Raw genomic sequence first — 13,576 nt, 5'->3', positions numbered from 1 at the left:
CGCGCCACCCGGCACTCCGGCGCAGGCTGCTGAACTCAGTCCTGTTTCGTAAATGACAAGGTCACCTGCCCCAGCTCGAAGCCGAATTTGCTCATGAAGGAGCGGTTGAGCATCACCTTGTCATCGATGAGGTACATCCAGTCATCGAAATTCACGTTGTACACCTTGCCATCCACCGGCAGGGCCAGCACATAGCGCCAGCGCAGCGCATTGCCGGCCAGCTCGCCACGCGCCTCGCCCACTACGTCGTCCGCGCGGCCAATGTAGCTGCCGTCAGGCTGGCGCGTGAGGGTCCAGATGCGCTTCTGCTTGGTGCCGTCCGAATAGGTGAAATCCTCGTCCAGCGTGCCGACCTCGCCCTGCCAACTGGCCCGCATTGCCACATGAAAGCGTTTGATCACCTTGCCGGAGCGGTCCTGGAACATGCCCCAGGCATCCAGACGACCGTTGAAGTACTGTCGCAGATCAAGCGCGGGTTTCTCGGCACGGTAGTCCCCTACCTCGACGCTGGCGCAGCCCGCCAGCAGTAACAGGCCTGCGATCAGCCCGAGCAGTATGCGTTTCATGATGCGATCTCCTTGCGCTGCCGAATGAGCAGCAGCAGTGACATGAGTTTGAGAAACGCCGGAACCCCGGCATAGATCCAGGCCAGTGCCAGCAAGCCGGTTTCATCCCGCCCGCCCGGCACATAACCCAGCCAGCCCAGCAGGGGCAGCGACACGCCGGCTGCCAGCGCGAGATTCAGTTTGGCGACGAAGTTCCACCAGCCAAAGTAACTGCCCGCCCCGCCCCCTTCGCGCGTAATCAGGTCCGCGAGAATCGAGGGCGGCAAAGCCAGATCCGCCCCCAGCGCAATCCCCGACAGCGCACAGATCAGGCCAAAAGCCAGCACTTCGCCTGCGCCCAGCGTGGCAGCCCAGCCAAAGACGCCCACCGCCAGCAGCATGCCGCAGCCCCAGGCGAAGATCTTGCCGCGCCGCCGTGCCAGCCACACCCACAGCGGCAGGCCCGCCGCCCCGGCAACGAAGTAAATGGCAAGGAAGGCGCCAGACTGCGCCTCGGCCTGCAACACATCGGCCACGAAAAAAAGCAGCAGCGAGGCCGGAATTGCCGCCGCAATGCCACTGAGTGCGAAAACCGCCAGGAGGCGCCGAAAGCGCAGACTGCGCAAAGCCGCATGCAGACTCATGCGGGCAGCCTGTGCGCGCGCCGCAAGCGGCGCCAGCCGACGCAGCGCCAGCACAGCCAGCACCAGAACCCCGGCAAACAACCAAGCCAGCCGTGCCAGGCCTTCGGCCAGCGTCGCCCCGAGCAGGCCTGGCAGCACAGCGGCCAGCACCACGCCGAACAAGGCCAGCCCCTCGCGTGTGGCGGTAATACGGGTGCGCTCCTGTGGATCCGGCGAAAGCTCGGCCCCCAGCGCATGGTGATTGACCGAAGCCAGCGAATAGCCCAGATAGACCAGCAGCAGCATGCCCAGCAACCAGGCCGCGCCCGCCTCGACCGGGGGCTGCACCAGACCGAGAAAACCGGCAACAAGCAGTGGCACGGCCGCGAAAATGGCCAGGCGCCGATCCCGAGCACGATCGCCCCAGCAGCCGATCAGCGGGTCGATGACGGCATCCCACAAACGCGCCGCCAGCAGCACTGCGCCGATCGTGGCAAGCGACAAACCGAAGTCGGCGTAGAGCTTGGGCAGATGGACATAGATCGGCAGGGCCACGAAGGCCAGCGGCAACCCCAGCAAACCGTAAGCCAGCAAGCTCGCGGCGGAGAGCTTGGGTACCGTGGCGAAAGACGCGCGCGCACCGGCCGCGTCGCTGCTCATCCGCGCAAACCCAGCAAGCGTTCGCGCAATGCCGGCTCCCGGGTACGCGGATCTAGCCAGATATCAAAGAAGGCGCGCGCGAACTCCAGATCCGTCACTTCCGCGCGCAGCTGCTCACCGAACCAGAACTGCACACCGCGCCCGGGCAAAAACACGCCAGTGATGCTGTCCCCGGCCCGCACATCCGGAAAGGCGCGGGTCATGTGCTCACGCCAGCGCACGAGCTGCACTTCATCGCGGTAGCCCAGGCGGCGCAACTCGTCCACGCTGGCATCCACGATCCGCCCCCCGGGAATGTCACGGGCATAGGTCAGCTTGAGCGCAAAGGGCCCCTCGCGTGACCATCCGGCGCCGCGCACCCACAGCTCGGCGCCATACAGGCGCAGGCCGAACCAGCGCATCTCGCCCTGGCCCAGCGCGCGCCAGTCCGGCGCGTTCTGACGTGCTGCCTCGGGCAGCGCAAAGACGCTGCCGGCGAACAGGCTGATGAGCAGGAGGCACAGAACGCGGAGCATGGCGTTCAAGCCCCGTGATGGCTTAGCACGTACTGCCACACATCGGTATTACGGGCGCGGAAGCCGGCTTCGCAGTAGCCAAGGTAGAACTGCCACATGCGCACGAAGCGTGCGTCAAAGCCTTGCGCATGCACCGCATCAAGCTGTGCATTGAAGCGCTGCAGCCACTCGTTCAGGGTGCGCGCGTAATCCAGTCCGAAGGCACGCTCGGCCACAGACTGCAGGCCGGCCTTGGCGGACTGGGCATGAAATACCTCCGGCGAAGGCAGCATGCCGCCCGGGAAGATGTAGCGCTGGATGAAGTCCACATCCTTGCGGTAGTGGGCAAACAGGTGGTTGTCGATGGTGATCGCCTGGACCACGGCGCGCCCGCCCGGCTTGAGCAAGGCGCGCAGTTGTGCGAAGTAGGAAGGCCAAAAGGCCTCGCCCACCGCCTCGATCATCTCGATGGAGACGATGTGGTCGTACTGCCCGGTGAGATCACGGTAATCGCAGAGCTTGAACTCAGCGCGCTCTGCGAAGCCTTCGCGCTCGGCGCGCTCGCGCGCCCAGGCCAGTTGCTCGTGTGAGAGCGTCACCCCACTCACGCGGGCGCCGAACTCCTTGCATGCCACTTCAGCCAACCCACCCCAGCCGCAGCCGATCTCAAGAATATGCTGGCCTGGTTGCACCCCGATGCTGCGCAGGGCGTGGCGATACTTTTCAAGCTGGGCCTCCTCAAAGCTGGCGTCCGGGGTCGGCCACAGGGCGCTGGAGTAGCTCATCGTGCGATCGAGCCACAGGCGATAGAAATCGTTGCCAAGGTCGTAATGCGCCTCGATGTTCTTCTTAGAGCCACGCCGGGTATTGGCGCGCAGGCGATGCCACAGCCAGTGCCCGGCCAGGCGCAGGGCGTTGCCATGAATGGCCCGCTCCAGCACAGCGCGGTTCTGGGCCAGCAGGGTCAGCAGCGCCGGCAGATGGTCCGTCTCCCAGGCGCCGTCCATGAAGGCTTCAGCGAAACCAATGGAACCGGCGGCGAGGATGCGGCCGAAAACGGCTTCATCATGCAGGGTGAGCGTAGCCGCCTGTGGCCCGCTGCCCAGGAGATGGCTGCTGCCATCGGGCAGGCGCAGCAGCAGGCTACCGCCTTCGATCCTGGCCAGCATGTCCAGCAACAGGCGCATGGCGCGGGAGGGCTTGCGGCGCAGTGCCGGCAAAGTGGGGCTGAGTTCGGCGGCGTTGATCACGCTGCCATCGCTTCGGGCGTTCATGTGGTCTCCTCGAGCGGAGCTGCGGGTTTGCGGAAAAAAGTGACGCGCCGGGCCAGCAGGCGCAGCGCCTGAAGATTGATGCGGGCCACCACACCAAGCGTGAGCAGCGGGCAACGCAGCCAGGCCTTGAATAGGTTCGCGGCGCTCAGGGGCTGCAGGCGGCCGGAGACGCGGGTCGCGAGCTGCAGCAAGCCGCCGTCGAAATAATCGATCACCACCGCCAGATGCAGGCCGGCGGTATGGAAACGGAAGCGGTATTCGCCGCGCACCGGATAGAAAGGCGAAACATGGAAGACCTTGCGCGCGCGCAGCTCATCGCCAGCCCGGATTTCGCGCTGGTCTTCATGCGCAATCAGGTAGTTGTGGCGCTCGCCAAAGGTGTTGCTTACCTCGGCCAGCACCGCCCGCACGCGGCCCTCCCGATCCAGGCAATACCAAAAGCTGACCGGGTTGAAGACAAAGCCAAAGAGGCGCGGCATGGTCTGCAGCATCACTTCGCCATCGCAGACCTCCGCCAGCCCCTTGCGCTGCAGGATGGCCCGCAACCAGGGTAGCAAGGGCGAGCCATCACGCGCGCCGTGATCCCTGCGGTAGAAGGAAAACAGACGCAGGCGTTCGATCCCCAGCAGCGGCGAAGCGGCGTCTTCGAGACGCGAGAGTGGCAGGCAGACGGTGAACATGGCGTAGCTGAAGCGGTTCGTGACCGGCGCGAAGCGCTCATGCATCACCGCGCCAAACGCCAGGCCAGGGGCGGTGTTCATGCCGTCGCTCCGGCGAAATCGAACTGACGCGCCTTCCAGGGCGCCACCACGCCGAGCATGGCGGCCACGTCGACTGCGGACTTGATGCCATCCTCATGAAAACCATAGCCCGTCCAGGCGCCTGCAAACCAGGTGTGTTGCTGGCCCTGCAGCATCGGCAGATGCGCCTGGGCATCGATGGCGCGCTGATCGAAGACCGGATGGTCATATTCGAAGGCCGCGATCAGATGCTCTGGTGCGGGCTCCCGGAAGGGGTTCAGTGACACCACCACCGGTGATTTGAAAGGCAGCGGCTGGAGCTGGTTGAGCAGATAGGACACACTCACCGGACGCTGATCGGCCTGACCTGCGCCGGTCAGGTAGTTCCACGCTGACCAGACTTTCTGCCGCGCCGGCAGCAGCGCCGGATCAGTGTGCAGCAGTGCGCGATTGGGCTGATAGCGCACCGCCCCGAGCACCGAGCGCTCCCCCGCGCTGGCCTGGTCCCCCAGGATGCGCAGAGCGGTGTCGCTATGACAAGCAAACACCACGGCATCGAAATGCTCGGCGCCGGCCGCCGTCAGCACGCTCACGCCCGCAGCATCGCGACGCACGCCGGCCACCGGTGAATTCAGACGCAAATCGGGAATCCCCGGCAACATCCGCTTCACGTATTCGCGCGAGCCTCCCCGCACCGTCATCCATTGCGGGCGATCGAGCACCTGGAGCAAGCCATGGTTGTGGCAGAAGCGCAGGAAGGTGGCGAGCGGATAAGCCAGCATCTGCTCGGTAGGGCAAGACCAGATCGCCGCTCCCATCGGCAGCAGATACCAGTAGCGAAAGGCCTCGCCATAGCCGTTGGCGTCAAGGTATTCACCGAGCGAAACATCCGGCGCCGCATGTTCGCGCGCCAGCCGAGTGGTCTCGGCATTGAAGCGGCGCAGATCGCGCAGCATGCCCCAGAACGCGGGCCGCACCAGATTCGAATGCTGGGCAAAGAGGGTCGTCAGGTCGGTACCGGCCCACTCGATGCCCTCCTGCTGCAGGCTCACGCCGAAGGACATGTCGCTTGCAGCGATCGGCACATCCAGCGCGCGGAACAGGCCACACAGATTTGGATAGGTGCGGCGATTGAAAACCAGAAAACCGGTATCGACCGGATGCGTCACGCCATCAACCGTGATGTCCACCGTATTGGCGTGGCCACCGGCGTAGTGGCCGGCCTCGAACAGCGTCACCGCATGCCGGCGCCCAAGCAGCCAGGCCGTACCGAGACCAGCAATCCCGCCGCCGATCACCGCAATCCGGGGTGAGGCACCTGAATCGCGGTGTGATAAGGCCTCTCCCCCTGCGGGGATATCGTTCAATTTCATTGCAGGCTCCGGTCGGGTGGGCTTCAGCCCTTGGAATGCGGCTCGTTCAGGGGCGTAACGGTCATGCTTTGCGGGGGATCCGAATCCAGATTTGTCCTAGACAAACAAGATGCGTGACTCTACGATAGACAGCAGATTGATACAGGTCAACTATTGAATGCCTTCCTCCAGACTATCGCCGCGCAGGGAACTGGCCACCGCCACAGGCGATCAGCGTTCGTCCGCAGAAACACGGCCGGACGCGCCGGGCCTGCTCTCAATCGCCGCCGTGGAGCGGGATACCGGCCTGCTCAAGGACACCCTGAGGGTCTGGGAGAAGCGCTATGGCTTCCCGCAACCCTTGCGTGATGCCAATGGCGAGCGCATCTATCCTCGCGAACAGGTCGAGCGCCTGCGCCAGATCCGTCGCCTGATGGACCAGGGCCATCGCCCGGGCAAACTCTTTGCCGCCTCGCCGACTGATTTCGCTGCGCTGCTGGTGCAGAGCGATGCGCCTGCCGCTCTACCTGCCGAGGCCCAGAGGATGCTCGGCTTGCTACAAGCCAGTGCAGCAGACGCTCTTCGTTCAGCACTCCAGGAACGCCTGCAGACGCTAGGGCTGGAAGACTTTGTACTCCACTTCGCCATTCCGCTGTCAATAGCCATCGGAGCGGCCTGGGCACGCGGCGAAATGGAGGTAGCGCACGAACATTTGTATACAGAGCAAATGCAGAACCTGTTGCGGGCGACAATCAACGCCCTGCCCATCCGCGCCGGCAGCCCGCGCGTGCTGCTGACCACCTTTCCGAACGAATTGCACAGCCTCGGCCTGCTCTTTGCCCAGGCCCTGCTCGCCAGCCATGGTGCGGCCTGCACCTCACTGGGCGCCCAGACACCGCTGGAAGACATCCGCAAGACGGCGCAGAACGGCGGCTTCGACGTAATCCTGCTGTCCTTCAGCGGCGCCTTTCCAGCCCGCGCGGCCTTCAGCGGCCTGCGCATCCTGGCCGCCGATCTTGCCCCTGGCACACAGATCTGGGCCGGAGGACGCCACCTTGCCGACAAACCCGCCGTCATTGACGGTGTGCGCTATCTGGCTGGCATGGCAGACACCCTGCTCGCGCTGCAGGACTGGCACGCCACGCCCCCGTCCTGAAGGACAGTCAAGCCATTCCCTGCTCTTGCCGTTGACAGGCTTCTGGATCCGTCCATAAGGGAACATGACCATGAAGCTGAGTACCCGACTGATCGTGATGATCGCCATGGGCGCCGTGGGCTTGCTGCTGGTAGGCAGCTTCGGCCTCTACAGCCTGCGTGCCAGCATGCAGGCTGAGCGCCATGCTCAGATCGAAAATCTTCTGAAGATGTCGATCGGCCTCTTCGAGCACCTGCACGCCCAGGAAACCTCCGGCAAACTCAGCCGCCAGGAAGCCCAGGCACGCGCGGCTGAAGCGCTCGCCGGCCTGCGCAACGAAAACAACTACCTGTTCGCGCGCAACGCGGAGGACGTCTTCGTTGCCCACGTCAATCCGGCCCGCCTCGGCAAGATGGACAAAGGCGCCAAGATGGCCGATGGCCGCCATGTCGTCGAGGTCTATCGCGAAGCGCTGGCCAAGCAGGGCAAGATCGCCTTTGCCGACATCCCCACTGCCAAACCCGGCGCCAAGCCCGAAGATCTCCTGAACAAGCTCAACGGCGTGACCGTGTTCGAGCCCTGGGGCTGGACGGTCGGCACCGGCTTCTTCACCGACGATATCGATGCCACCTTCCTCTCCTACGCCCTGCGCATGCTGCTGGTCAGCACTCTGATCCTCGCGGCCTCGATCGGCTTTGCCATCTACTCCTCGCGACGCATCTACGCCCAGCTCGGCGGCGATCCGGCTTATGCCGCCGAAATGGTCAACCACATGGCCGCCGGCGAGCTGAACCTGAGCCTCGGCAGCCCCCCGCCGGGCAGCCTGATCGCTTCACTAGCGAGCATGTGCGAAAGCCTCAAGGCCATGATCAGCCAGATTCAGGCTCAATCATCAGCGCTGGCTCGCACGGCCGGCGAGATCGACCGCACCATGAGCGAGATCAGCGAGGCGGCGACCGACTCTGCCGAAGCCACGGCGTCCACCGCCGCCTCGGTAGAGGAGATGACGGTCAGCGTAGGCATGATTGCCGACAGTGCTCACGAAACCGAAGGCCATTCCAGTCACACGGCGGAACTGGCCAGCAGCGGGGAAGGCCAGATAGCCGGCGCCGCCAGCGAATTCCAGAAGGTCGCCCAGCAAATCGACTCGGCCACTCACCAGATCGGCAAACTGGACGAACAATCACGCCAGATTGGCGGCATCGCCAACGAGATTCAGGAGATTGCCGAGCAGACCAATCTGCTGGCGCTGAATGCCGCCATCGAAGCGGCGCGGGCAGGCGAACAGGGACGCGGCTTCGCCGTGGTGGCAGACGAAGTTCGCAAGCTGGCCGAGCGTACCGCGCGCGCCACCCAGGAAATCAACCGCACCATCATCGCCATTCAGGCCGAAATCAGCGCCGTGGTCAGCAGCATGCAGGCGGCCGGGCCACAGGTGACGCAAAGCGTTTCACGCGCTGAAGAGGCTGCCTGCTCGCTGCGCGAGATCAGCAGCAGCACCCGCTCCACGCTCGACAAGATCCATGATGTGGCGCACGCCACCGCCGAACAGAACGCGGCCAGCACCAATATCGCCACCCAGGTCGAGCGCATCGCCACCATGCTCGAAGAGGCCGAGCGCTCGGTGCGCGGTGCCAGTGAATCGGTGTCCTCGCTGAGCGTGATGGCCCGCGATATCAATGTCGCGCTGGAGCGTTTCCGGGTCTGAGCAAGCGGTGCTTCAGGCAAGCCGCGCCAGGCCCGGCGCGGCTGCTAAACTGGCGGCTTCCACCCTTTGCATACCTGCCGCCATGAGCTACGCCCGCCCCGAATTCGAGTCCCGCATCGTCGCCCCGGAAGATCTCGCCCGCCGCATCGCCGAATTGCCGCGCCCGCTGGTATTCACCAACGGCTGCTTCGACATCATCCACCGCGGCCATGTGACCTATCTGGCCCAAGCACGGGCACTCGGCGCCTCGATGATCGTGGCGCTGAACACCGACGCTTCCGTAAAACGTCAGGGCAAGGGCGATGACCGCCCGATCAACACCCAGGAAGATCGCGCCGCCGTAATGGCCGCCCTGCGCTGCGCCGACATGGTGACCTGGTTCGACGAGGACACGCCCATCGCACGCATCCTCGAATGCCACCCCGATATCCTGGTCAAGGGAGGCGACTGGCCGGTCGAGAAGATCGTCGGCTACACCGAAGTACTCGGCTGGGGCGGCAGCGTACACTCCATCCCCTTCGAAGTGGATCGCTCCACCACCGCCCTGCTCGGCAAGATCCGTTCGCTCTGAGCGCCACCAACGCCCGTCACACGGCTTTTCGCGCCTCCCCCTTTTCGTCATTTTCAATTCGCTGACCGACACCTTCCGCTTGTTTTGCGGTGGGGTCGGCATTCGCTCGTTGTTCCCGGCCAACATGCAAAAGAAATGCACTTGGCAGAGGCTGGGCCAGCGGCGTAGATTCCTGTTTCCGGTTCCACGAGCGGGTACCTGCCCGCTCCATTCCAAGGAGGATTTGCGTGAAGACTTATCAGAAGACTCTGAGCCTTGCCGTGTTGTCTGCCCTGCTGCTGGGCGCCTGCGCCACGTCGCTGGAAGGCCCGCTGGCCACCAGCACCGCCAAGCGTCCGCAACTGGCTGTCGACAAGGCGGCCGGCCAGACCATGGCGGCCTATTTCGCCAAGGGCGGCCTGATCGAAGAGCCGAGCAATGATCCGTGGGACCCGCTCACCAATGGCATCGGCGATGTCGCCAAGCTCAAGCCCACCTACATCGTCGCGGCCGATGGCAGCGGCACGCACAAGACCATCCAGTCGGTTGTCGACACCCTCACCGCCAAGGGCGGCAGCGAGCGCGTGTATGTCCTGGTCAAGCCCGGCACCTACCGTGAACAGATCTGCCTGAAGGAAACCGCCCCGGTCACCTTCTATGGCCTGGACGGCGACGCCAGCAAGGTGCTGATCGTGAGCAACCTCGCCAGCGGCAGCAAGAAGGACAAGGAGGCCACCGCCAATGCCTGCGAAGGCCGCAAAGGCGCTGACACCTACGGCACCTCCGGCAGCAGCACCTTCCTGGCCTACTCGGATGGCTTCCAGGCCAAGAACCTGACCATCTCTAACGACTACGATGAGCGCCCCAATCCCAAGAGCGGCACCCAAGCGGTGGCTCTGAACACGCGTGGCGACAAGGTGATCCTCGACAATGTGCGCCTCCTCGGCAATCAGGACACGCTGATGGTGAAATCGAAGGATCGCGCCACGATCAATCGCGTCTTCATCACCAACAGCTACATCGAGGGTGATGTGGACTTCATCTTCGGCCACGCCGTGACCGTGTTCGACAAGGTGGAATTCAAGTCCCTGACCGATCGTGAAGGCGCCGAAGGTGGCTTCGTGTTCGCCCCCAGCCATCCCGACATCTACCCCTTCGGCTATCTGGTGACCAACTCCAAGTTCACCTCGGATGCCAACAAGGAAGGCAAGAAGATCAGCCTGGGCCGTGCCTGGGATGACAGCAGCGGCACCTACAAGGCCAAGGACGGCAAGGTACACATGCCCAATGGCATGCTGGTGATCCGCAGCTCCTGGATCGGCGCTCACATCGACGCCGAGTCGCCCTGGAACAAGGCCGCCACCACCAGCCGTCCCTTCGATTCCGAGAAGGCGCAGACCGTGCAGTTCGGCAACCCGAAGGTCAACACGGCCTTCCCGGCCAACCGCCTGTTCGAGTTCCGCAACTCCGGCCCGGGCGCGGCCAAGTAAGCATGCACTGAATCCACAAGGGGCCTGCGGGCCCCTTTCTCATTCCCCTTGCCGGGCTCCTCATTCCAGCGGGCCCGGCATAGAATCGCCCGGTATTCCACTCAAGGAGAGACTGCATGAAGATCGCCGCCAATGTCACCGAGCTGATCGGCAACACCCCGCTGGTGCAACTCAATCGCCTCGCCGCCGGCATCAACGGCCGCGTGCTGGCCAAGCTCGAGTTCTTCAACCCGGCCCACAGCGTGAAGGACCGGATCGCCGCAGCCATGATCGAAGCGGCTGAGAAGGCCGGCAAGATCGGCCCGGACACCATCGTGCTGGAGCCCACCTCCGGCAACACCGGCATCGGTCTGGCCATGGTCTGTGCGGCCAAGGGCTACAAGTGCGCCTTCGTAATGCCCGAAACCATGAGCCGTGAGCGCCGCCTGCTACTCAAGGCCTACGGTGCCGAGCTGATCCTCACCCCGGGACCGGAAGGCATGCCGGGCGCGATCAAGCGCGCGCAGGACCTTGCCGCTGCGGACTCACGCTACTTCATCCCGCAGCAGTTCGAGAACCCGGCCAACCCCGAGATTCACCGCCACACCACGGCCGAAGAAATCTGGCGTGACACCGACGGCACGGTCGACCTCTTCGTAGCCGGCGTCGGCACCGGTGGCACGGTCACCGGCGTGGGCGAAGTGCTCAAGGCCAAGAAGCCCTCGGTGCAGGTCTTTGCCGTGGAACCCGACGCCAGCCCGGTGCTCTCCGGCGGCGCGCGCGGTCCGCACCCGATCCAGGGGATCGGTGCCGGTTTCGTGCCGGGCATCCTCAACACCGGCGTGTATGACGAAGTACTGCGCGTGAGCAACGCTGACACCTTCGACATCGCCCGCCGGATGGCCACCGAAGAAGGCCTGCTGGTCGGCATTTCCAGCGGCGCCGCCGTATGGGCCGCACTCCAGGTGGCCCGCCGCCCGGAGAATGCCGGCAAGACCACCGTGGTGATCATCCCGAGCTTCGGCGAGCGTTATCTCTCCACCCCGCTGTTTGAGCATCTGGCAGTCTGAGCCAGCTCAAACCTGCTTCAAGGAGGGCGCTGCGGCGCCCTCTTCTTTTCTTCGCGCCCGCCCTACAATCCCTGATCACTTCAGGAGTTCCGCACCATGGCTTTTGACTTTGATACCCCGCCCGACCGCCGTCACTCAGACAGCATCAAGTGGCAACGCTATGCCCATCGCGACGTGCTGCCAATGTGGGTGGCCGACATGGATTTCGCCGCTCCCCCCGCCGTGCGTGAAGCCCTTCAGGCCCGTCTCGATCACGGCGTATTCGGCTATGCCCATGTCTCCACAGCCCTGCGCGAAGCCATCGTGGAAGGCATCGCGCGCGATCACGACTGGCAGATCGAGCCAGACTGGCTGGTTTTCCTGCCCGGCGTGGTGCAGGGCTTCAACCTCGCCTGCCGCCTCGCTGGAGAGCCCGGCGACGGCGTGCTCACCTTCCCGCCGATCTACCCGCCGATGCTGCTGGCGCCAGACAACCACCAACGCCGCCTGGTGCGCAGCGAGCTGGTGCTCAAGGGCGGGCGCTGGGAATATGACTGGGACGGCCTCGACGCCCTGCTCGCCACCCAGAGCGCGCGCCTCTTGATGCTGTGCAATCCGCACAACCCGGTCGGCCGGGTGTGGACCCGCGAAGAGCTCACACGCCTCGCCTGGCACGCTGAAAAGCATGACTGGCTGATCTGCTCGGATGACATCCACTGCGGCCTGGTGATCGATTCGGCCCAGCCCTATCTGCCGATCGCCGCGCTGGATGAAGCCATCGCCCAGCGCAGCATCACCCTGATGGCGCCCTCAAAAACCTGGAACATCCCGGCCCTCGGCTGCGCCTTCGCAGTGATCCCGAATGCCCATCTGCGCAAACAATACCTGGCCAGCGCGCGTGGCCTGATCCCGGACGTTAACGTGCTAGGCCTTGTCGCCTGCGAAGCGGCCTACCGTGACGGCGGCCCCTGGCGTGAAGCCCTGCTGGCCTACCTGCAGAGCAATGCGCGCGCCCTGCTGGCCGGCGTGAATGCCCTGCCCGGCCTCTCCATGACGCAAGTCGAGGCCACCTATCTGGCCTGGCTGGACTGCCGCGGGCTGGGCCTCACCGACCCGCAGCGCCACTTCGAACGACACGGTCTGGGACTCTCGGACGGCCGCGACTTCGGCCTGAACGGTTTCCTGCGCCTGAACTTCGGCTGCAGCCGGGCATTGCTGGACGAGGCCTTACAAAGACTGGCCACCGCGGTGCGAGCGGTCTAACTCTGGCGCGCAGACTGGAGCCGGTGCAGGGTGATCTTGCGCACCTCGGCGCGGCTCTCGGCGATATGGCTGTTGAGCAGCAGCACGGCCTGATCGGCGCGCCGGCGCAGAATGGCCTGAAGGATCTGAGCGTGCTCCTCGTAAGTGCGCTCCACGCGGTAGCCCTGAGTGAAATCCAGCCGGCGGATGATGCGGATGCGCTCGATCACATCGTTATGCACGCGGGCCAGCTCAGGGTTGTCTGCCGCATCCACCAGGGTAGTGTGAAAGATTTCATCCAGCTCGGCCGCCGCGCGAGCATCGCGCACGCGCGCCTCCTCCGGCACCAGCCAGACGGGCTTGAGCACCTCCACATGGCTCAGATCGGTCTGGTCGCAGAGTTTTCGCACCGCCGCACTCTCAAGGATCATGCGCAGCTCGTAGAGATTCTCGAACATCACGAAATCAAAGGGACGCACGCTCCAGCCATTCCTGAAGTGCACGAACAGATACCCCTCCCGCTCCAGCCGGTAGAGCGCCTCGCGCACCGGCGTGCGGCTCACCCCAAGGCGCTCAGCCACCTGGCTCTCGGTGAAGCGATCGCCGGGCAGCAAACGGAATTCAAAAATGTCGTCCTTGACACGGGCATACACGTGATCGACACGCGAGCCGGCCAGGCCTGGGGAAGCGGAGGAGAGATCGTCTGGGCTCATGCGCACTTCAAGGCAGTGGAGG

General features: G+C 64.5%; 13 protein-coding genes. 6 read left to right on the top strand and 7 right to left on the bottom strand.

All coding sequences use genetic code 11. From position 1 onward, the window contains the following. Positions 1-35: 35 nt before the first annotated feature. The 6 genes from HJ583_RS15820 to HJ583_RS15795 are packed head-to-tail and all read right to left on the bottom strand — an operon-like array spanning position 36 to position 5,709. The gene (locus tag HJ583_RS15820; RefSeq protein ID WP_170022826.1) at positions 36-566 is read right to left on the bottom strand and encodes a DUF3833 domain-containing protein; all 531 of its coding nucleotides are present in this window, start codon (positions 564-566) and stop codon (positions 36-38) included. Next, positions 563-1,828 (bottom strand): MFS transporter, encoded by a 1,266-nt coding sequence (locus HJ583_RS15815; protein ID WP_170022825.1) that lies wholly within the window; start codon positions 1,826-1,828, stop codon positions 563-565. The genes HJ583_RS15820 and HJ583_RS15815 overlap by 4 nt, the downstream gene beginning before the upstream one ends. Next, positions 1,825-2,343 (bottom strand): chalcone isomerase family protein, encoded by a 519-nt coding sequence (locus HJ583_RS15810; protein ID WP_170022824.1) that lies wholly within the window; start codon positions 2,341-2,343, stop codon positions 1,825-1,827. Before HJ583_RS15810 ends, HJ583_RS15815 begins: the two co-directional genes overlap by 4 nt. A 5-nt stretch (positions 2,344-2,348) precedes the next feature. Beyond that, positions 2,349-3,596, bottom strand: a complete 1,248-nt coding sequence (locus tag HJ583_RS15805; protein WP_170022823.1) for a class I SAM-dependent methyltransferase — start codon at positions 3,594-3,596, stop codon at positions 2,349-2,351. Continuing rightward, complete coding sequence (locus tag HJ583_RS15800; protein WP_170022822.1) at positions 3,593-4,357, bottom strand: DUF1365 domain-containing protein; 765 nt, start codon at positions 4,355-4,357, stop codon at positions 3,593-3,595. The genes HJ583_RS15805 and HJ583_RS15800 overlap by 4 nt, the downstream gene beginning before the upstream one ends. After that, on the bottom strand, positions 4,354-5,709 hold the full coding sequence (locus HJ583_RS15795) for an NAD(P)/FAD-dependent oxidoreductase (protein WP_170022821.1): 1,356 nt from the start codon (positions 5,707-5,709) through the stop codon (positions 4,354-4,356). The genes HJ583_RS15800 and HJ583_RS15795 overlap by 4 nt, the downstream gene beginning before the upstream one ends. A gap of 157 nt (positions 5,710-5,866) precedes the next feature. On the opposite strand from HJ583_RS15795, the gene HJ583_RS15790 reads away from it, so the two are divergent. The 6 genes from HJ583_RS15790 (at position 5,867) to HJ583_RS15765 (ending at position 12,862) form a co-directional block, all read left to right on the top strand. After that, entirely contained in the window at positions 5,867-6,844 is a 978-nt protein-coding gene (locus tag HJ583_RS15790; RefSeq protein ID WP_170022820.1) for a MerR family transcriptional regulator, read from the top strand. 70 nt (positions 6,845-6,914) lie between these two features. Then, positions 6,915-8,531, top strand: coding sequence for a methyl-accepting chemotaxis protein (locus HJ583_RS15785; RefSeq protein ID WP_170022819.1), 1,617 nt, complete (start codon positions 6,915-6,917; stop codon positions 8,529-8,531). An 82-nt stretch (positions 8,532-8,613) separates the two neighbouring features. Then, a complete protein-coding gene (rfaE2, locus tag HJ583_RS15780) occupies positions 8,614-9,102 on the top strand; it encodes a D-glycero-beta-D-manno-heptose 1-phosphate adenylyltransferase (RefSeq protein ID WP_170022818.1) in 489 nt (162 codons plus the stop codon). Between the two features lie 227 nt (positions 9,103-9,329). Continuing rightward, complete coding sequence (locus HJ583_RS15775) at positions 9,330-10,571, top strand: pectinesterase family protein (RefSeq protein ID WP_170022817.1); 1,242 nt, start codon at positions 9,330-9,332, stop codon at positions 10,569-10,571. 116 nt (positions 10,572-10,687) lie between these two features. Next, entirely contained in the window at positions 10,688-11,620 is a 933-nt protein-coding gene (cysK, locus tag HJ583_RS15770) for a cysteine synthase A (protein WP_170022816.1), read from the top strand. 96 nt (positions 11,621-11,716) lie between these two features. Then, a complete protein-coding gene (locus HJ583_RS15765) occupies positions 11,717-12,862 on the top strand; it encodes a MalY/PatB family protein (RefSeq protein WP_170022815.1) in 1,146 nt (381 codons plus the stop codon). Here HJ583_RS15765 and HJ583_RS15760 read toward each other — a convergent pair. Beyond that, entirely contained in the window at positions 12,859-13,554 is a 696-nt protein-coding gene (locus HJ583_RS15760; RefSeq protein ID WP_170022814.1) for a GntR family transcriptional regulator, read from the bottom strand. The genes HJ583_RS15765 and HJ583_RS15760 overlap by 4 nt on opposite strands. Between the last annotated feature and the right edge of the window lie 22 nt (positions 13,555-13,576).

Origin of the sequence: Uliginosibacterium aquaticum (genome assembly GCF_012972705.2) — a bacterium.
GTDB classification, from domain to species: domain Bacteria; phylum Pseudomonadota; class Gammaproteobacteria; order Burkholderiales; family Rhodocyclaceae; genus Uliginosibacterium; species Uliginosibacterium aquaticum.
This window is presented reverse-complemented; position numbering and strand designations above follow the sequence as displayed.